At 38.9% G+C, this 19917-nt stretch carries 15 protein-coding genes; 10 read left to right on the forward strand and 5 right to left on the reverse strand.

What is annotated here, in order from left to right; translation table 11 throughout:
* Positions 1-217 precede the first annotated feature (217 nt).
* Genes RCC89_03105 through RCC89_03120 form a run of 4 tightly spaced genes read right to left on the reverse strand, consistent with a single transcriptional unit; the run spans position 218 to position 2934 of the window.
* The gene (locus RCC89_03105; protein WMJ72159.1) at positions 218-505 is read right to left on the reverse strand and encodes a 2TM domain-containing protein; all 288 of its coding nucleotides are present in this window, start codon (positions 503-505) and stop codon (positions 218-220) included.
* Between the two features lie 45 nt (positions 506-550).
* Positions 551-871: an AI-2E family transporter gene (locus RCC89_03110; protein WMJ75631.1), complete on the reverse strand. Its 321-nt coding sequence runs from the start codon at positions 869-871 to the stop codon at positions 551-553.
* Entirely contained in the window at positions 838-2055 is a 1218-nt protein-coding gene (locus RCC89_03115) for an ISL3 family transposase (GenBank protein WMJ72160.1), read from the reverse strand. Before RCC89_03115 ends, RCC89_03110 begins: the two co-directional genes overlap by 34 nt.
* A gap of 18 nt (positions 2056-2073) precedes the next feature.
* Positions 2074-2934 carry an AI-2E family transporter gene (locus RCC89_03120; GenBank protein WMJ72161.1) on the reverse strand — a complete coding sequence of 287 codons (861 nt, stop codon included), beginning with the start codon at positions 2932-2934 and terminating at the stop codon, positions 2074-2076.
* 213 nt (positions 2935-3147) lie between these two features.
* Between RCC89_03120 and RCC89_03125 the strand changes: the two genes are divergently transcribed.
* Entirely contained in the window at positions 3148-4173 is a 1026-nt protein-coding gene (locus RCC89_03125; GenBank protein WMJ72162.1) for a hypothetical protein, read from the forward strand.
* Between the two features lie 56 nt (positions 4174-4229).
* Here RCC89_03125 and RCC89_03130 read toward each other — a convergent pair whose 3' ends face one another.
* Positions 4230-5387 carry a serine hydrolase gene (locus RCC89_03130; GenBank protein ID WMJ72163.1) on the reverse strand — a complete coding sequence of 386 codons (1158 nt, stop codon included), beginning with the start codon at positions 5385-5387 and terminating at the stop codon, positions 4230-4232.
* A gap of 240 nt (positions 5388-5627) precedes the next feature.
* Between RCC89_03130 and RCC89_03135 the strand changes: the two genes are divergently transcribed.
* The 9 genes from RCC89_03135 (at position 5628) to RCC89_03175 (ending at position 19912) form a co-directional block, all read left to right on the forward strand.
* Complete coding sequence (locus RCC89_03135; protein ID WMJ72164.1) at positions 5628-6785, forward strand: acyl-CoA dehydrogenase family protein; 1158 nt, start codon at positions 5628-5630, stop codon at positions 6783-6785.
* Positions 6786-6789: 4 nt separating this feature from the next.
* Positions 6790-8280 carry a HAMP domain-containing sensor histidine kinase gene (locus tag RCC89_03140; GenBank protein ID WMJ72165.1) on the forward strand — a complete coding sequence of 497 codons (1491 nt, stop codon included), beginning with the start codon at positions 6790-6792 and terminating at the stop codon, positions 8278-8280.
* Between the two features lie 102 nt (positions 8281-8382).
* Positions 8383-8967 (forward strand): outer membrane beta-barrel protein, encoded by a 585-nt coding sequence (locus RCC89_03145; protein ID WMJ72166.1) that lies wholly within the window; start codon positions 8383-8385, stop codon positions 8965-8967.
* A gap of 91 nt (positions 8968-9058) precedes the next feature.
* Positions 9059-9643, forward strand: coding sequence for an outer membrane beta-barrel protein (locus RCC89_03150; protein ID WMJ72167.1), 585 nt, complete (start codon positions 9059-9061; stop codon positions 9641-9643).
* A gap of 829 nt (positions 9644-10472) precedes the next feature.
* A complete protein-coding gene (locus RCC89_03155) occupies positions 10473-10739 on the forward strand; it encodes a hypothetical protein (GenBank protein WMJ72168.1) in 267 nt (88 codons plus the stop codon).
* 120 nt (positions 10740-10859) lie between these two features.
* Entirely contained in the window at positions 10860-11468 is a 609-nt protein-coding gene (locus RCC89_03160; GenBank protein ID WMJ72169.1) for a hypothetical protein, read from the forward strand.
* Between the two features lie 55 nt (positions 11469-11523).
* Complete coding sequence (locus RCC89_03165; GenBank protein WMJ72170.1) at positions 11524-11736, forward strand: DUF1653 domain-containing protein; 213 nt, start codon at positions 11524-11526, stop codon at positions 11734-11736.
* 111 nt (positions 11737-11847) lie between these two features.
* On the forward strand, positions 11848-13434 hold the full coding sequence (locus RCC89_03170; GenBank protein ID WMJ72171.1) for a transferase: 1587 nt from the start codon (positions 11848-11850) through the stop codon (positions 13432-13434).
* A gap of 358 nt (positions 13435-13792) precedes the next feature.
* Entirely contained in the window at positions 13793-19912 is a 6120-nt protein-coding gene (locus RCC89_03175; GenBank protein WMJ72172.1) for a PKD domain-containing protein, read from the forward strand.
* The last annotated feature ends 5 nt before the right edge of the window (positions 19913-19917 follow it).

Raw genomic sequence — 19917 nt, forward strand, 5'->3', positions numbered from 1 at the left:
TTATAGGTTTTTAGTAGCGGTCTTTGCCCTGAAATTTTAGCTGGAATTTTTTTTGTAATGCAATCCATGCTGAATTATGCGATAGTTTGCTGCATGAGTGGTAAAGCATAAAAAAATAACACATTTATATTGCAAAGCATAAGCACTATGACGAAGACACAAACCGAAGTGGCTGATTTGAGTCGCTCAAACAGAGGGCAGTAGAAATAAATTCCCTTTATTTTTTTCCTGCCATTGCTTTTTCCTCTGCGTATTTTTCTTTTTTCTTTAAATACTTATCTAAAGTATTGACCTGGTAATAATGGCTGGCAATGCCAATACCCCAACCCAATAATGGCCAATAGAACCATAAGTTACCCGGTGTTAATGTTAGATTAACTATTACCAGCAATACATTGATGCATATGTACCAAATCATATGGTAGCGGAAGTCTTTTTTTTCTTCTTTTGCGACTACTTCGCGATATGCCTTTTTATATTCTTCTAAAGAGATATGTTGCGTCATGGGTTTAGCTTTTTTTTAATACCAAAACATTATCACGATGTTTTTTTATTGTTTCTTAAAAACCCCCTTTATTTTTTCTCCTGACAAAGCATATTTTTCAGTGCCTTTGTCGCTCATTAAGAACCCTAATGGCTTTAGGTAGTCGATGTGCTCTAATATTATTCTAACCATGGCCATGTAAGGCACAATAATGAACATTCCTGCTACTCCCCAAATCATGCTGCCGAAGATTAGACTTAAAATGGTGACAAATGGGTTCAATGCCACTTTCCCTCCTGTAATGGCAGGAGTTAGTATATTGTTTTCTACAAATTGTATAATGACAAAAGGCCCTATGTGGAATACTGTGGGTAATTGAATTTCAATTTAGAGGAAATAAAGTAAATCATGTTGATAAAATTTGTAATATTCCGATATCCACGAGCTCTTCTTTTAGCTAGTTGTATTTTGCTGTTAATCCCTTCCATGACACCATTGGCAATCTGGGACTCGACATAATTGGTAATTCCTTGCCAGTGGGACTTTATTGTGTTTACAAACTTCTTGAAGGCATACAAGCCTTCCTCTTCAACAAGGTCACACCAGTAAGCCAAGAAAGCAGAGCCCTCTTCTTTTGTTTTAAACTCCCAAAAGCTCTGAAATAAGGTCTTTAACCGATAAGCCTTCCCAATAGTTGGTAACAGTTCAATAAGTACCTGCCGGTCCTGCTTCTGTTTAGCGCTAAGTTTGTGTGTGGACTTTAATAGCGTGTATTTGTGTCCTTTAAGTATTGAGTGTTCTCGGACTTCTCGCTTACGTACATCGTCCATAGCTTCATTAAGCAGTTTGACTACATGAAATTTATCAAATGTTACCGAGGTGTTAGGAAAATGTTCGAGCATGCCTGCGATAAAACCTGTAGACATATCAATGCATGCGTCGGTAATTGACAGATGTTCAACACCCTTTGCTTTTAAATGGTCTTTAATTCTTCCGATAGTGTGCCGATCCTTGCCTGGAGTAACATGAATCACACGGCGAGTAGCCAAATCTGCTGCTACGGTCACATAATCATGTCCTTTTCTTACAGAAGTCTCATCAATACCCAATTGGGTCACCGAGCTTTGATCATCTGCCCGATAGGCAATTTGTATCCAGTAGTTAAATATATTCCATATGCGCTGTGGGTACTCATTCACTAAATCAGCTGCTTTGTTCACGGGCATCTCTCGCTCAATCAAAGCCATGCTAAAAGCCTCAAACAACAAAGTAAAACCACTTCCTTTTCTAGCCCACGGCACTTCCACGGTTTTTACCTTTCCATCCGTTGTTTTGATTCGAGGGACTTTGCAATGAAGATAACATTCATGTTCAAAAAAATTGAGGTGACGCCAAGTCCTATATTGAGTATCATGAACTTTACTTTCTGGTTCAAATACGAAACCACGCTCAAAGCTAATGGTTATATGAAGTTCTTGTTTACCATTGGATGCTTCCTGAAACCTAACATCGGTTACCGACCAAGGCTTTGTTAACTGCAAAGCCAATTGAAATATTTCGATACTGTTCATTTTGTAAAAATAACTACATTATATCACCTTTCCACAGTAAATCATATAGACCCTGACAAAATATATGGCTATCCAAAGTACAGTTGTTAGCGTATCTGATGTCAGGAATCCGAAAACAAGGGGGAAAATGGCGCCAATGAGCGTACCGAAGTATGGAATGAAATTAAAAATAGCTGCTACCACTCCTATTAATATAGCAAATTCCAAGCCTATGATAGTCAAAGCAACGGAGTGGGTAATGGAAAGGATAAGAACTACTATTAGCAGTCCTGTCATATAATTTGTCGAAACAGCGTTTACCTCATTGATTATTTTTTGTGTCTCACCTTTTTGGTCCTTTTTGGCCATCCATAAAATCACGTCAAATACCTTGTTCCTATAGTACAGCAGAAAAAATACATATACGGGCATGAGGAATATTCTGACCACCGTACTGGTAGTGACTGCAAACACGGAGCGTAGCAGTTCGCCATAATCTTCAATAAAATCAGCTGCCATTGAAATCGTTCTTTGCCTTAACTGCTCCTCTGGTACACCTATTAGTGAGGCAAAACCACCTGCGATACGGTTTATATTGGTAGTTGCCTGTTCCATGTGTCTTGGTAAATCTTCTGTAAGCAAAGAGACTTGAGTAGAAAGGAAAAAGATAAACCCTGCCAAGATTAAGATGGCAGAAAATATAGCTGCAAGGTTTGACAGAATTCGGGGTGTACCTCTTTTCTCTAAAAATTGGGCTATGGGGTAAAGTAGGTATGAAAACAAGATGGCCAGTAAAATTGGCACAAGAAATTCCTTTGATTTTATTAAGGCAAAAATCAGTACAATAAAAAATACGATATATACCGTGAGTTTTTTAAAAAATTGGTAACGCTTGTCCATTTCTTTATCCGTTATTATTTTTTAACCGGAATAAAGGGAAAGGGTTTACTGTTAGCGACGGAATAGCTATTTTCTGCTAGCGCAAAATTAATTCGGCATGAATGGCTTTCCTCTTTCACGCTTAGTTAGGTATTTTTTTTATATTGAGTTCTAATTTGTAATTGAGTTGGTAAGTCGGCAAGGCTTCCAATGGGTATACCCAATATATTTTTTATGCAATACCATATTCCTCAAAATGTTTTTCAAGCTATTGATGCCATAGTAGTTATTCTGGACCGTCAATATAACATACAAAATTTCACATCTTCTTTTGAAGAAATATTTGGAGGAAAAGTCGCTAGCGGGTTAAAAGGTAAGCCTGTAGATCAATTGAGCTATCAAATATATGATTGGCTTTACTCCAATGGTATGGCAAAAGAAAACAGCAAGATCATAATAGCACTCGAAGACAAAGATGGAATCCGAAAGAAGTATAGGGTAAATATAAAAGCTTTGTCTGATGAATTTACAGGTTATGTACTCACTTTTGATGAAATTGATGTTGTATTTGAGAAAGCACGTCCAGTTTATAATGCACAAGCTGTTGGAGGTAAAAGCTTTAGCACCCTTAAGTGCAGCATGAAAACAATACGTAAACTTGCAGAGCGGGATTTGAATGGTCCACTTACAGCAACTCGTGGTATATTAAATTTAATGGGGGATGAAAGTTTTAAATTATCAGAGCTTAAATCTGTTGCTATTTCTTCTGCAAACAAACTGAGATTACTTCACTGGCAAATTTCTCAGGTGTTTAAGCAATGGGAGAATATAGCGAACCCTGATGAAGAAATTTATATGGGGGATGTTTTAAATGAAGTCCTTGTTTACCAAAATAGACTTGTTGAAAAACGTAAGGCTGTCGTGTCTGTTAAAGATATGGTCCTGACTACATTTTACGGTAACAAACAGGCTATTTTTAGAACAGTTGGTAATGTTTTATTTGCCTTGCTGAACCATCGGGAAAGGATTTCGCCTTCCATATTGAACATAATGATGGAAGAGGTGGAAGGCTTTATAAAACTAACGGTTATTGATAATGGAATATATGTTCCTGATGATGCCGATGTTCTGAAATATTTGGGTTGGTGTGATGTATGCATTTCGCTTTCAGAAGCCAAACTTCATTTCTTAGGGGGCAAGATAGAGGCCAAACGCTTACAGAAGGAAAAAGTGGAACTTGTTATGTGGGTAAAGAAGTAAGCTTTTTTTGTCTAATACTTTGGTCATGTTTGGTGTGCAACAAGTTTTTCAGTAAGCTAAAACAGATTTAACGCTTCATCAAGAATGATATAAAAATCTCGGGGATGGTTTTGATAGTGCCCCAGATTCCTTTCGCTCATATTTACCAGAACTAAATTCCTTTCAGGTATCACTATTAAATATTGCCCTTGAATACCTCTGGCGTAATAGACTACATCTACTGGCTCATGTTTGTCGTATATCCACCAGTGGTAGCCATAAAAATCTACCTTCTGACCAGGGTTGTTTCCGTCCTCTATATGGCTTGCAGCTTTTGTAGACGCTTCAATGTAGGAAGTATCAATGAGTTGTTTACCATTCCAATTGCCTTTATTTAAGTACAATTGTCCTAGTCGTGCAAACTGTCGGGTAGTTGCGTTTAGACAACAAAATGTTTTTTCCATAGTTTGGTTTTCGTCCATGCTCCACATAGCAGAGTCTGGTTCACCCATAGGCTTCCAAAGTTTTTCTTGCAAGTAAGTGCTGACGGGGATTCCTGTAGCCTGTTCCAACAAGAATCCCAGCGTTTGGCTATCGCCGCTACTGTACTGAAAATATTTGCCTGAGGGATATTTTATGTTTAAATTTTCTATTACCTCCCATAGGTTGTCTGCATAATAAGCCCTAGCTACATGGCTAAATGGATTAGACGAAGATTCACTCCATTCAAACCCTGAACTCATCGTAAGTAAGTCTTTAATAGACATGTTAGCTTTTTCCCCTTCGTTGAAATGTGGCAAATATTTTCCAACAGGGTCATTTACATCAGTAATGTAGCCTTCTTTAATAGCTACACCTATCAAGGCTCCCATATAACTTTTGGCTACAGATGCTGGGTTTATATAGGTGTGAGCGCCTGCATCTGACCAGTATTCTTCATAAATAATAGAATCATTTCTAACAACAAGAAATGATTTAGAGCCAACATGACTTAACACTGCACGTAAGGTATCGGATAGCTTGATAGTATTGTAAGCTTTTTCCCAGTGTTCGGGGTTATTGCTTTTAGCTATGCTTCTTTGAGGAAAGTATTGGTAGTCAAATAAACTGGGGCCTCTGTGCCTTAACACCCTATATAGGTAAGTGTTCCCTGTTAATACAATGGCAACATTGGCAGCAATAATAATAGCCGATATGGCAAATAGACTTTTGTATATCCATGACGATAACCGCATAGCGTTACTTGAAACGAATAGTATGATTATAGATAAGACAAATTTTTATTTGTGTTTTTGATACTCTTTTTGTTCTATTGCACAAAGTGGTTAAACTTATAATATCTAAACTGGTTAATACTACTTAAATACTTTTATGTTTATAGCTAAGGTATTTTGGTATAATCCGCCAGGTTGATAGTTTTTGTTTATGAAGATTCAAGTAAGTTTCTATATTAGGTTAGTATTAATAATGGTAAAATGACAGGAATAGAGCCTATCCTAGATAAGGTTAGAAGCATAGCCAATGGGGTTATAGCAGAGGAGTCTAAAGAGGTTGATCTAAACTATAAGTGGCCTGAGGAGTCTTTGAAGGCAATTCAGGGAGCGGGGTTAGGTGGACTCGTTGTCTCTAAGGATCTAGGTGGGCATGGCTTAGGCCTCTATAGTATAATTAAGGTGTGTGAGTTAATAGGAGAAAAGTGTGCTTCTGCCAGCATGTGTTTAGGGATGCACTATGTGGCTAGTGCTGTAATTCAAGCAAAGGCCACTAGCTATCATAAAGACAAATTTTTGCGTCCTATAGCTAAAGGAGAGCACCTGACTACGCTAGCGCTTAGTGAACCTGGTTCTGGGGCGCATTTTTATTACCCACAAACTTCTTTGACTTCCCTTTCCGATGAATTTTATAAAGTGAATGGGGAAAAAACCTTTGTTACCAATGGTGGGTATGCGGATTCTTATGTACTGTCCACACTAGCTGTTGATCCCGAGGCGCCCCCAAATGAATTTTCTTGTTTTGTGCTGGAGGCTAGTGCAGATAATTTGCAGTGGGGAAAGGACTGGAGAGGGTTGGGCATGAGAGGGAATTCTTCTAGGTCTTTACAGTTGAAAGATGTTGTCGTGCCTGCAAAGAATCTTTTGGGCGAAAAGGGTGACCAGCTTTGGTATATGTTTAATGTAGTTGCACCTTATTTTCTGATAGCTATGAGCGGTACTTATTTGGGCATAGCGCAAGCAGCTCTTAATGAAGCTGTAAACCATATAACCAAAAGGAGCTATTCTCACAGTGGAACGGGACTGGCAGATGTGCCTGTACTTCAGCATCGGTTGGGTCAGTTATGGTCAAAACTGGAAAGAACGAAACAACTGGTATATCATGCCGCGCATGAGGGAGATAAGGGAGAATTTAGGTCCATTTCATATATTATGAGTGCTAAAGCCGAAGTGGCTCATTGCGCTGTTGATTTGGCTAACGAAGCTATGACATTGCTTGGGGGAATGGCCTATAGGGACAATTCTAGGATTGAAATTTTGTTGAGAGATGCACGTGCTGCTCATATAATGGCACCTACGACAGATATTTTATATACTTGGTTGGGGAGAGCTGTTTTAGGGCTACCTTTTTTAGGAGATTAATTGTATGGCTGAGATATTGCATTTAGGATTAAGTGAACGGTATCTGCAAGGTATTAGAGATCATAGTAAAGACTCTGTGTTTATTAATGTATCTGCTGATAATATTGACGGTTTCTTTTCTCAGGGAAAACAAGATGTTCTGCTAATTGGGGACGAAGTAGGTAACCCGATAAAAATAGCTCAAAAAGCTTACTCCTCTGATAAATGTTTGTCTATCCTTATTATTTCTGAGCCTTCGCATTATCAGGAGGTACAGCAAGCACTTATGCTGACGCCTTTTATCGGGAACTCTGTAAAATGTGTGCCTGACGGAAATGATTTGTTTTTGGCAGAAACCATTGAGGAGCTTGCTTTAAGAACGAAGCAGAGGCGTAACTACGAGGTACTGAAAAATGCTGAACTGTCTATCCAAGCAATGCCTAACCATGAGCAGCTTAAAGAGGAGTACCTCAATAATTTTTTTGACAATGCACCTCTTGGCGCAATTTTGCTCAATGAAAAGGGTATGGTGCTGGCTATGAATAAATTTTCTCTGAGTTTTTTTAACAGTCCTGAACTGGAAATCTTAGGTAAACGATTTGATCAAATTTTCCCTGACAATATTAAAAAGCAGGTTTATAATTTTGTAAATGATGGCTATAGAAAGAGGCTTTCCAAAACTTTTGCTTTGTCCGAAAAATGCTATGTAGATATTAGGGTTTCAGAGGTAAATTTTCAAAATACTTTTTTGTATAAAACAGTTATTTTAAATGACGTTACCGAGGTTACCCAAAGCGAGTTAAAGCTCAAGGAGTTTGTCAAAGAATTAAAGAAAACTAATAATGACCTCGATAGCTTTATATATACCGCCTCGCATGACCTTAAGGCTCCAATATCTAATATTGAAGGTTTGATTTACTCCTTTAAAGATATCCTTCGAGAAAAGGATCCAAATCTAGGGGAGATCTCTCTTTTGTTGAGCCTAATTGAAAAGTCTGTTCTAAAGTTTAAAGAAACCATAGGTTATCTTACTGAAATCGCTAAAGTACAGAAGAATATTACTGAAGACCCTGAAGATATTAAAATTGACGAGTTGCTGAAAGATGTTTTGCTTTCTATAGGAAATATGGTCAAAGAGTCAAATGCTGTAATAAATATTGACGCAGATGACTGTCAGGTAATTAAGTTTTCTCGAGTTAACCTTCATAGTATTTTTTACAATCTAATAACAAACTCAATTAAATACAGGTCCCCCGATCGGCCTCCAGTTATAGATGTTACGTGCAAAAGCAAAAGGAATAGGGTTCAAATTTGTGTTTCCGACAATGGACTTGGGCTTTCTAAAGATAAAGTCAGTAAAATGTTTTCGATGTTCCGCCGCTTTCATGATCATGTAGAGGGATCAGGTGTTGGGCTTTATTTGGTCAAGCGTATTTTGAATAACTCTGGCGGTAATATTCGGGTGGACAGTGAACTGGGCAAAGGAACTACTTTTACCATTCTTTTGCCAGTCTAGATTCAAAAGGGGCTTTAAAAGGAGTTTGGGCACAACCTTTCACAAACACTTTCTTGGGTCAAAAGGTTAGCATATTACTTAATGTATTACTATGCTGTCTTTATGAGAAAACACTTTTTTCTTCTACTATTACTCCCTTTTTCATCTTATGCTCAAGTAAATTCGGTCGGTATTAAAGCAGGAATGGTATTCTCGCTTCCTCAAGACTTTTACCAAACGGATTTTGGGTATGACTATGGGTTGATTTACAGAAGGTTTTTGACAGAAAGGATCAGTCTTATTGCTGAGCCTAGTTTCATGCGTACCGGTAAATCCTACCTTATCGAATTCGAAGATTTGCCTGATGCTGTTCGGGAACATTACCACTATTCATATATCCATGTCCCCGTATTGGTGTCTTATCAATATCCCTTGCCATTGCTCGATAGTTTTATTGGTGTCCAAACAGGTTTTTCTCCTATGTTTTTGACCAATGCCAGGCATCGGCAGCTAGAAATAGACGTTCAGGATGATCTTCAAAATTTTACTCTCAATTATCTTATTGGACTTTCTGGGCACTACATGATGGACCCGTTGGAGTTTGGCTTGACGGTTAGGTACGGGTTTAACCTTGGGGGCACTTATGCAGAAGAAGCCTACAGGATAAATTTGTTGAATTTCCTATTTACAGCGGCTTATAGATTTTAGTGTTACATTTTTTCTATTATCTTTCTGTATCATCATATTATTCCTATGGGCTATCCGTTTTTACTACGGTAATGTGTAGTATCTTGCATTTATGAAGTTTTTCTTTTGGACCGTGTTGGCTTTTGCGTTTGTAAGTAATACGCTATATGCTCAAAACAATGCTTTGGGAATTAAAAACAGCATTGTTTTCTCTTTGCCTCAAGAGCCTGAATCCTCTACACATCTCGGCTTTGGAACATCTCTGACTTACCGGCGGGCTTTGTCTGAAAAAGTAGGGCTTAGTATTGAACCTGGTTTTTTAAATACGGGGGTAAATTTTATTTATAATATTTCAGGAGAACAGATAAACGATGGCTACACCTTCCGGTATCTTGAAATGCCGGTATTGTTTTCTTATTTACTAGCGTCAGAGTCCCATTTTTTTGACTTTCATACAGGCTTCTCGCCCATGCTTCTTTTAAGGGCACATTATGAGCGGTTAGATGTGGATGTAAGCCAGCAAGTGAAAAGACATACTTTAAACTATCTGATAGGTGCTTCCTTTAAGTATAAGCAAGAAAGGGTTGACTGGGGGCTGACAGCTAGGTATGGATGGAATTTAAATCGTACCTATCAGGAAATGGACTACAGGATAAATTTGCTGGTATTCTCTGCTTCCGTGGCTTTCTGGCTTTAGGATACTTTAGGTGTTGATAACTTAATTAAAATATGAAATAAAAAGGGCTTACCTTTGCTTTGTCTGAAGGGATATAATAAAGAATACTTCATAACCCTGTTTAATTTTCAAAATGAGTCTCCTTTTCCCGGGAGACTTTTTTTATATAGAGCTGCCCTATTGCCTGTACATTATATATGTTTGCTTAAGTAATTGTAGATTAGGATTTTATTTGATTTGTGATGTAATTGAAAGCCCTAATATATATTTCTGGTTTTTAAAGGAAAAAAAATAAAAAAAAAGTTAAGTTTACCGGTTACCTATACATGGTTAGCAGTATATATAGGTACATAACACTTATTCATAACCCTGTTTAATTATTGAAAAACCTCCCTTTCCCAGGAGGTTTTTTTTTATGGCTATTCCATTTTTTTAAATTAAACCTTTTTTACACGTTAGTGAGTAAATTTTATTTATATGTAATTGATTTATTATTAATGTTTTATATTTTTTTTCTAATCTATTTCCTTATAAAATAAGTTTTTTTAAAAAAAAGTTAAGTTTGCCGGTTACCTATACATGGTAAGTAGTATATATAGGTACATAACACTTATTCATAACCCTGTTTAATTATTAAAAAAGCCTCCCTTTCCCAGGAGGTTTTTTTATTTTACTAGTTTTTGCTTTTTATTTTATAGGTTCTTATGGTGTAGAAACAAATCAGTCACCAAAGCCTTAGTGGTATGTATGGTGCAGGGTACTACTTTTTCATATGTTTTTAATGTATTATTGCAAATCAGAATAATGCTCGGCAAGCTGGAGTGTTTTTATAAATTAAAAATGAGTGAATATGGCAAACTGTGAGTTTAAATTTGATCATGACAAAGACCCTCAGAAGGTTTTCAATGTCGCAAAATCTGCAATTGTTGAAAACGGGGGTAAATTGGACGGGGATGAAAAAAACGGGCATTTCTCAATATCTAAATTTGGGATGTCTGTTGAGGGCAGGTATGAAATCAATGAAAAACAGGCTATTTTGTATATTGATAAAAAACCATCCTTTATATCTTGTGATCAGATAGAAGGCATGATCGGACAGAGTTTTTCGGACTTGTGATCGGAATTACATTACAAGTACTTTTAGTTTAATAGAAGTAAGAAAAAGACTCTTTTTATTGAATCTAATGGGAAAGCGCCCCGTATATCTGGAAGTACGAAAAAATTACTTCTATAACAGATGAAAAAATTTCTATTTTCTTTTTTTGCTATTGCCTTTTTTTCTGGAAACGCCTTTGCACAGGACTTTTGGGGTTTAGGCCTTCGGGCTGGCGACCCTACAGGTATTACTGCAAAAAGATATATGGGCAACAATGCGCTTGAGATCAACTTTGGAAGGACCAACATGTTTTATGGTAGAGGGTGGTACGACTCTCGGTTCAGAGATTGGTATAGGGACCAAGATTACCATTATTTGTATAGGGATATAGAATATAGAGGGCACAGGGGTACAGCCCCTATTAGTTTGCAGGTGCACTACCTTTTCCATCATGATTTTCTCGACGTGCCTGGCCTGAGATGGTACTACGGGGTAGGGGGACAGTTTAGGTTTCAAAGCTTTCGGTACAACTATAGGTACAGATATCATAACAGTAATCAATGGCATTATGTAGATGGTAGACGGGTTACTAATATTGATTTAGGTGTAGACGGAGTGTTAGGCATGGAGTATACCTTCGCAGATTTTCCAGTGTCTGTTTTTCTTGATGGAAATCTATTTATGGAGTTGTTTGACAATCCTTTTCTCTTCCATATGCAAGTTGGTTTAGGTGGTCGTTATAACTTTTAATATTAAATCTAATTTTAAAGCCTCTTTTTTAAGAGGCTTTTTTTATAGTAAGTATATGGAGAGTATAGCATTAGGTATTTATAAGCATTATAAGGGAAATCTTTATAAAGTTATAGGCGTGGCTAAACATAGTGAAACGGAAGAAAACCTGGTTGTTTATCAGTGTTTATATGGAGATCAAAGTTTGTGGGTTCGACCATTGGAAATGTTTGTTGAAAAAGTTAAAACTGAGAACGGTTTAGTCCCACGTTTTCAATTTGTTAATTAGGTTCTGTGCTAAGCTTATCTTTATGGTACTCAACTTGGTATAATTGTTCATTGGTTTTTATTTTTTCCTGCTTATTTTGTATAAATTTTTTTGGTCTAATCCATTTTAGTAATGCATATTTTATTTCCAGGTAGGCACCACTTGCTGACAGACTTTCAGTTTAAATACCTTTTTCGGCTTATTAATGGTGGCCTGAAGAAAGAAGTGGACGTTTATGGTAAAGCCCTTGATATAGAAGAACCTATTGAATCCATATTTTTTGCTGTTACCTCTTCTAATCACTCCAATACCCGTAGGAACCCCTTGCCATTCTATCTTCGTGCTGTAGCTATTGAATCTTTTGCCTCTGGTTTGGGAGTCCCTTGCTTTACCTTTGGCATTGAAGATGTAGGCTTGGTGGAAGATTTTGCCGGATACACTATTAAGAAGATTCAACACGAAACGGATGGGAAAATATGCCTTACTCCAAAAAATACAGTTGTTATATGCTCCACGCCTGTTTTTAAGATGTACGATGATAAAGGTTTTCGTATGCTTCCAGGAGAGCTTCAAGATATTTCAACATGGACGTGCCATACGGAACAGCCATGGTCGCTTGTTGAAAAAATAGCCGCTTCTACTTCTTGGAAAGAGGAAGTTGCTGTGTTAGATAAGATGCACCCGGCATCATATAATGTTTGGAATAGATATGATTTTGGTGACAAAGTCAAGCTGCTATTCAATGATAAAATAATTGGTGATGATGGCGACATTACTGAAACCCGTGACTATAATAGCTATGTCAGGCAGATGGATGAAATTGCGGAATTGAAATATCGGGAAACTGCGCCCTATGTTAAGCCAGGCAGGGTCGGTGATATTGGCTGTGCTGTTGGTTCGTGGATTAAGCTTGCATGCCAAGACCCCGTTCTTCGAGAATCTGACTTTTATGGAATTGAGGTTTCAAGGCGTTTATTTGATATCTGCCAACAGCGTAAACATAACCATGAATTTGAAAACCCATACGTGTTTTTCTCCCAGAAAAATGCAGTTACAGGCCTTGTTTTTGAGCCTGGTTCCATGAATTCTATTTTTACTTCTTCGCTTACGCATGAAATAGAAAGTTATGGATCCCGGGAAGATCTTATCGCATTCATTAACAATAGGTTTGAAGAGCTTGTTCCTGAAGGGGTTTGGGTAAACAGGGATGTTGTGGGGGCTGAACACAAAGATAAAGAGGTTTTTATGTTACTTAACAAGCAAGATGGACTGAATGATTTGCTGCAAATACCTTCTGAAGATCTAAATGGCTATCTTAAAAACCTTTCCACTTATGGGCGATTTCTACAGTTTGCTAAAGATTTTAGGCAGACTGAAGGTTATGTACTTAGGTATGAAGAGCAGGAAATTGAAGGAAAGGTATTTGTAAAACTGAAGTTACAGGACGCTATGGAGTTTATTACCAAAAAGGACTATATAGATAATTGGCAAAGTGAAATGTATGAAACTTTTTGTTTCTGGTCTTTTTCTGACTGGAAGGAACACTTAGAAAAGGCCGGATTTTCTATAAGTCCTCAATCTAACGCATACACCAATCCATGGCTAGTCGAAAATAGGTTTAAAGGAAAAGCAGAATTGTTTGAGTTGGTAAATAAACAGCTTGTTCCATTAGACTATCCTGTTACCAACATGATTTTAATTGCAGAAAAGAAAGTGTAATCCCTCTTAAGTGTTCTGGGATTAGTTCTGCTTTACGTTTAAGGTGTTTCGGTAAATTATTATTTTTTTGTTTTAAATATAGTTATTCTTTTGTCGTTCTTGTTTAGGTTTCGCTAGCCAGGGTACATCCTGATGTAATTTGCTACATAAGAAATTTCCGTTACGGGGGAGCGTTTCTTCATGTCTGACTAGTTAAACTTGGGGCAACACCAGCTTTATGTATGTATATTTAATGTGTCAACAATTAATATCATAACGTCATTACTCGTTGAACGACAGGCTTTTCTGTTGTAAAAAAAATAGTAACCATTTTCTAGGGCTTACCGTACTAAAGTGTTCAGCAATTTGTAAGCAGATTATGAGAAGACTACTATCAATTCTGGCAGTTGCTGTTTCGCTTTTATTGAATCAGCAGACATATGGTCAATGTCCGGATCCGCAGCTTTTTGATTTGCAACTTTTAGAAGCATCATCTGCTCCGGTTTGGGTAAATAATATAGAAAATCAATCTTCACCTGATGAATTTACTTTGGAGTTATATGCTCCGGAGGATGTACATGACTACACAATAGATTTTGGCGACGGCAGTCCCATTGTAAGCGGCACCTTATGGGAGGCCGGAACTCCTATTGCGCACACTTACCCTTTGGGGCAATATACGGTTACATTAACAGAAACACGCAATGGTTGCACTACAACTATTACTGGTACTTTAATCAATGACCGTAAGCCAGGGGCATCTGCTATTCCTCCAACAGATATGGCCAGCGGATGTGTGCCGCATGAGCTAACTTTTGTTAACCAGACTACCAATGCATCTCCTTTTACCCGCTTTGTCTGGGACTGGGGCGACGGAAATATTGTTCATGCGGATGCCAGCACGGTAGGGGAGTCAATTAGTCATATTTATGAGCGGGGAAGGGCAGGGTGTAATATGACTGTTAAACTTACTGCCATTAGCTTAAGTGATTCTAGCTTTTCTACCTATGGCCCTTATGATATGTGGGACTTGGACAGCACAGCTATTGAGGCTTCTGCACTAGAGCTCTGTAATGGCGATACCATTACTTTTACTGACGTTACATTATATAATTGTAACAACAGTGCGAGAAGAATTCAGTGGGATCTAAGGGAGGTTGGCGGTGAGCTGACCAATTGGTTGCCAAACACGCCTCAAAATAAAGTGCAGCAGGCTTATGTGGATGGCCCTGTTGGCTCTACGTTTACAGTTTTTCTTGCTGATTCCAACATTTGTGGGGTCAGGACATCATCGGTCACTGTTCGAATTGTTGATTCTCCAGACGCTGAAATACAACCTGACAAGGAACAGGTTTGTGTTGATGAACCAATTGTATTTAGAAATACTACTTCGGGCAATGTGGCCAGATACCGGTGGAATTTTGGCGACAATACAGGCTGGCGTAACACCAACAATAGTAATAGCATGACTTATGCTTATGATGAACCAGGTGTGTATGAGGTGACGCTTGTAGCAGAAGTTGCCGGGTCTACCCAATGTTCTGATACTGCCACTGTTCAGATAGAGGTCTTGCAATCTCCTGAAGCAAACTTTACTCCTGATGTTCGCGAAGGGTGCAATCCTTTGGAGGTAAATATAGAAAATGAGTCTACTAATGCTTCTACTTATAGATGGTACCTTGACGACTCCCTGATAAGCGAAAGCGAGGTGCCAGAGAAAATAAACCTGAATCGGCCTGGTGTATATGAACTTAGGCTAGTAACAGCCAATGCCGTGGGGTGCGAAGATAGCAAGTCAACTACCTTATATACCTATCCTCAAATAACTGTAGACGCAGAAGTAGAGGCAGGTTGTCAAAATCATGCCATTGAAGTCAGGGACTTGTCTTCTCTAGGGCCTGGATCTAATAATAACAACGCGAACAATTGTGCGACTGGCAATATCTTGTTTGAGCAGTTTGATGGGATGGGTGGCCCTCATGTAAACATGGCAGATATTGCTAATCAGCCCCCTTTAGCTGAAAATAGTGGACTGCTGCCTGAACTTTCTACTGGGCCACATAACGAGGGCGATTTTGGTGCAAGGGTTCGTGGCTTTATTTGTCCTCCTAGGTCAGGGAGCTATACTTTTTGGATTGCCGCTGACGGTGAAGCAGAGCTTTGGTTAAGCACTGACGAAGATCCCGAAAACAAAAGTAGAATTGCATATTTGAATCAAGGGGTTGCAGATGGTGACTATGATCGGTTTAACAGCCAAAGGTCTCATAATATTCAGCTGACACCAGGGCAGCGGGTATATATAGAGATTTTATACAAAAAAGAAGGTTTTGGAGAAAACCACCTTTCTGTAGCCTGGAGAAGGCCAGGTTCTGGGGATCGTGAAGCGCCTATCAGTGGCGAACATCTTGCTCCTTTTTCTGTAGGCGGGGGCATTACTCAGTGGCACTGGGATTTTGGTGATGGAATAGGCTCCTCTGAGCTTCAAAATCCAGAATATGTTTATGCTGATACCGGAGAATATGAAATTACGCTCACAGCTTCTTCTGGAAGATGCTCGGACACACAGTCTTTTCCAATAACCATACATCCTGCACCTGAGGCTGATTTCAGTGTTACAGACCTTGAAGGTTGTGGGACTTTTCAAACCAATATTCTTAATTTATCTAGAAACGCTGAAGCTTTTAGGGTTTATTGGAGTGATACCAGTAGCTATTTTACGCCTGATGCAGACTGGGACTCCCTTTCTTATGAATATAACAACTTTTCTGATGGGGTAAAGGAATTCAATATCTCTCTGGTTGCTGAGGGAGAGGTTGGTTGTAAAGATTCATTGACCAAAAACGTCATTGTGCACCCTTCGCCTTCCATAGATTTATCGCATAATCCTGTGTTGCCTCAATGTAGTCCTGCGGAAATTGAGTTTGCTGCTATTGGCAGTGGGTTTGATGAATATGTATGGAAGTTCGGAAGAGATGACACTGTTAGTACTGCCCAAAGAAATATAAGTCATACCTTTAGCAATCAATCATTGGTTCTACAATATGACACTGTTCGTGTTAATGGGTTGGCACCTGGAGGATGTGTGGCAACGGCTTATAGGGTTATTGCTACTTATCCTGAAGTTTTACCTGAAATCGTCATAGAGGGAGATGATTGTAGTGGAGCTGAATTGTCTTTATCTGTCAAAGGCCATTTCACATCTTACCAATGGGATCTTGGAGAAGGCAATGAAAGCACTGAGCCTAATCCGACCCAAGTATATTATAGCAACAATCCTGGAGCTCCTGAAGAGTATACCGTCAGGGTACAGGTTCAAAACCCGTTTGGGTGTTCAGGTACCGCAGAAAAGGAAGTTGTTATTAATCCTGTTCCCACGGCTGACTTTGAGTTCTTGGATGCACCAGAAGGCTGTTCGCCACTTACGGTCAACATAGAAAACTTATCTACCAATGTAAATGGTGAAATATATTCATGGAACCTTGGTGAAGGGGTAGAAGATATGACTGAAATGGAATTCTCTTATACTTGGGTGAATGATAAATTGAGGAATGATTCCATACCTGTCAATTTGGTTGTGCAAAATGAATATGGGTGTGCTGACTCAACTTCGGAATCTGTTGTAGTTTACTATAAGCCTAAAGCAGATTATGAGGCCAATTTGACAGAGGGTTGCGCACCATTAGAGGTCGCTTTTACAAACTTGAGTAGTGGTGCAGAGCGTTTTTATTGGGCTGAAGGCATTAGCAACCCTTTAGGAAACAACAAAGATCTTGATTATACCTTTAGAAATAATTCCAACAGTTCTGATACGATAAGTGTCAGGCTAATAGCTGTTTCGGAATATTCATGTAGAGATACTACGGTTCAAGAAATAGTTATTTTTCCTACACCAGAAGCAGCGTTCGAGTTTTTACAGCCCGGCCAAGGCTGTACTCCCCTTGTCCTGGACATTCAAAATATGTCATCTAATAGCAGCGATGAGGTATTTGTCTGGAATCTAGAGGGAGAAGACATGGAAATAGAAACGCTAAGCTTTGAGCATATTTGGGAGAATGCAGAGTTCACTGATAAAGAAGTTAATGTAAGCCTCTACGCAGAAAACCGTTACGGATGTACCGACAGCACTTCCGAATCTGTCACAATATATCCTCGTGCAAAAGCTGGTTTTGATGCAGATGTTGTCGAGGGTTGCTCTCCTTTAGAAGTAAACTTTTCCAATCATAGTGAAGGGGCAAGCGAATATTTGTGGTCAAGTAACCAAAATCCTCTTTTGGGAGAGGACAGTGACTTGAGTTATATTTTTGAAAATAATACTGCTGAAGCACAAGTGATTAAAGTGGAATTACTGGCCACGACTGAACATGCTTGTAGTGATACGACCCATATGAATATAGAGGTAAACCCTACACCACAAGCTTCTTTTGAGTTTGTACAGCCTGCCCAAGGTTGCACCCCTCTTGTGTTGGATATTCGAAACATGTCATCTAATAATAGTGGCGAATCCTTTATGTGGAATTTGGAGGGAGAAGACACGGAGATAGAATCCCTTAACTTTGATCATACATGGGAGAATAATGAATTCAGCGACCAAGAAGTTTCTGTAAGATTGGTAGTAGAAAACCGTTACGGGTGCACCGACAGCACTTCCGAATCTGTCACTATATACCCTCGTGCAAAAGCTGATTTTGATGCAGATGTTGTTGAGGGTTGTTCTCCGCTAGAAGTAAACTTTTCTAATCTTAGTGAAGGTGCAAGCGCATATTTGTGGTCAAGTAACCGAAACCCTCACTTAGGGGACAATCAAGATTTGACCCATGTATTTGAGAATAATTCTTCAGAGGTTAACGAACTGGAGGTGGTGTTAGTAGCTACTACAGAGCATGCTTGTAATGATACCGCTTATATGTCTATAGAAGTAAGTCCAAAGCCGATCGCTTCTTTTACCTTCCTTCAACCGTCTCAGGGGTGCAGTCCTTTAGAACTGGATATTAGAAACAACTCTTCAAGCGACAATGATGAAGAATATCTTTGGGATTTGGGTGCCGGGGAAGAGATACGTGAAGGTGACTTCTCCTTTCTATGGGAAAATATGGGTAGTGTTGAAAAGGAGGTGAGTTCCATTCTTTATGTAACCAACAAGTTTGGATGTTCTGACACCGCTTCTCGGGGTGTAACAATATTTCCAAAACCTGTGGCAGCTTTTGAAGCTGATAAATATGAGGGCTGTGAGCCTTTGGAGGTTAATTTTTCAAATTTAAGTGAAAATGCTTCTTCTTATTTATGGTATGACAATGATAATCTTTTAGACAACAAAGAACACCTGATGCATACTTTCAATAATGCTGAAATGTCTGAGGAGATCCACGGAGTTACATTGATTGCCATATCAGATCATTCCTGCAAGGATACTTTACATCAGGAAGTTACTGTTGTCAAAAGGCCTGTTTCCCGGTTTAATTTGTCTTCTGTAAATGTGTATGCCGGAGATACGGTATTTATTGAGAATCTTTCGGAAGAAGGCAGTAATTATTTATGGGATTTTGACAACGGACATACATCCAATGAAAAAGATCCTGTTCAGTACATCTTTACTGATGATGGTGTATTTGATGTTGGCTTGATTGTGGCAAATGCTTTCTGCGAAGACTCTTCAAGCAATCAGGTAACAGTGACTAAGGTTCCACCAGTGGCTGATTTTACGGGCGGAGGCTCTGGTTGTGGGAGTATAACTGTGACATTTCAGAATAAATCCTCTCATGGCAGCCGGTTTATTTGGGACTTTGGGGATGGCAATGTCATTGAAACTACTTCTCTATCTGCGATCTCGTATACTTTTTATAATTATAGCGTGGAGGAGAAGGTGTTTAATGTCAAGCTTACTGTTGTTGGGCCTGGTGGCGAGGCTGAGAAGATTGAATATGAAGCCATCGTGTTGATGCCATTGCCGGAAGTTGACTTTGAGCCTCGTCCTCGAGAAGTTTACATTCCCAATGAGGTAACCTTTGTTAACGATACACGCAATGCAGTTTCTTATGAATGGGATTTTGGAGATGGAAACGTTTCTAACCAAGCGGAGCCTGTAATAGCTTATGAAGAACCTGGCGAGTATGATGTTACCCTTACCGCTACCAATGAGTATGGATGTTCTGTCACCAGAACATTGCCAGCGGCAGTCAAGGCAAGGGAAGGCGGGCGTTTAGTAATGCCTAATGCTTTTACCCCTCGTGTAGGCGGGTCTGGTGGCAATGCTGTTGGTACTGGTCTGAACGATGTATTCTCTCCTGGTTTTTTCACTGGGGTAGAAGAGTATGAATTGCTGATTTTTAATAAATGGGGTTCTTTAATTTTTGAAAGCAACGATATCAACATCGGCTGGGATGGCTATTATGATAATAGATTGTGTGAGGAAGGGGTCTATGTGTATAAAGTAAAAGTGAGATATATAAATGGAAATGTCCAAGAAATTTTAGGGGATGTTACGCTTCTGCGTGGTAACTAAAAACT

This window comes from Cytophagaceae bacterium ABcell3 (assembly GCA_030913385.1).
GTDB lineage: Bacteria > Bacteroidota > Bacteroidia > Cytophagales > Cytophagaceae > ABcell3.

Coding starts and splice junctions, on each gene's coding strand:
- RCC89_03140 (WMJ72165.1), top strand. CDS start 6,790: ATGGCTGAGATATTGCATTTAGGATTAAGTGAACGGTATCTGCAAGGT.
- RCC89_03130 (WMJ72163.1), bottom strand. CDS start 5,387: ATGCGGTTATCGTCATGGATATACAAAAGTCTATTTGCCATATCGGCT.
- RCC89_03155 (WMJ72168.1), top strand. CDS start 10,473: ATGGCAAACTGTGAGTTTAAATTTGATCATGACAAAGACCCTCAGAAG.
- RCC89_03170 (WMJ72171.1), top strand. CDS start 11,848: ATGCATATTTTATTTCCAGGTAGGCACCACTTGCTGACAGACTTTCAG.
- RCC89_03165 (WMJ72170.1), top strand. CDS start 11,524: ATGGAGAGTATAGCATTAGGTATTTATAAGCATTATAAGGGAAATCTT.
- RCC89_03145 (WMJ72166.1), top strand. CDS start 8,383: ATGAGAAAACACTTTTTTCTTCTACTATTACTCCCTTTTTCATCTTAT.
- RCC89_03175 (WMJ72172.1), top strand. CDS start 13,793: ATGAGAAGACTACTATCAATTCTGGCAGTTGCTGTTTCGCTTTTATTG.
- RCC89_03115 (WMJ72160.1), bottom strand. CDS start 2,055: ATGAACAGTATCGAAATATTTCAATTGGCTTTGCAGTTAACAAAGCCT.
- RCC89_03125 (WMJ72162.1), top strand. CDS start 3,148: ATGCAATACCATATTCCTCAAAATGTTTTTCAAGCTATTGATGCCATA.
- RCC89_03120 (WMJ72161.1), bottom strand. CDS start 2,934: ATGGACAAGCGTTACCAATTTTTTAAAAAACTCACGGTATATATCGTA.
- RCC89_03160 (WMJ72169.1), top strand. CDS start 10,860: ATGAAAAAATTTCTATTTTCTTTTTTTGCTATTGCCTTTTTTTCTGGA.
- RCC89_03105 (WMJ72159.1), bottom strand. CDS start 505: ATGACGCAACATATCTCTTTAGAAGAATATAAAAAGGCATATCGCGAA.
- RCC89_03150 (WMJ72167.1), top strand. CDS start 9,059: ATGAAGTTTTTCTTTTGGACCGTGTTGGCTTTTGCGTTTGTAAGTAAT.
- RCC89_03135 (WMJ72164.1), top strand. CDS start 5,628: ATGACAGGAATAGAGCCTATCCTAGATAAGGTTAGAAGCATAGCCAAT.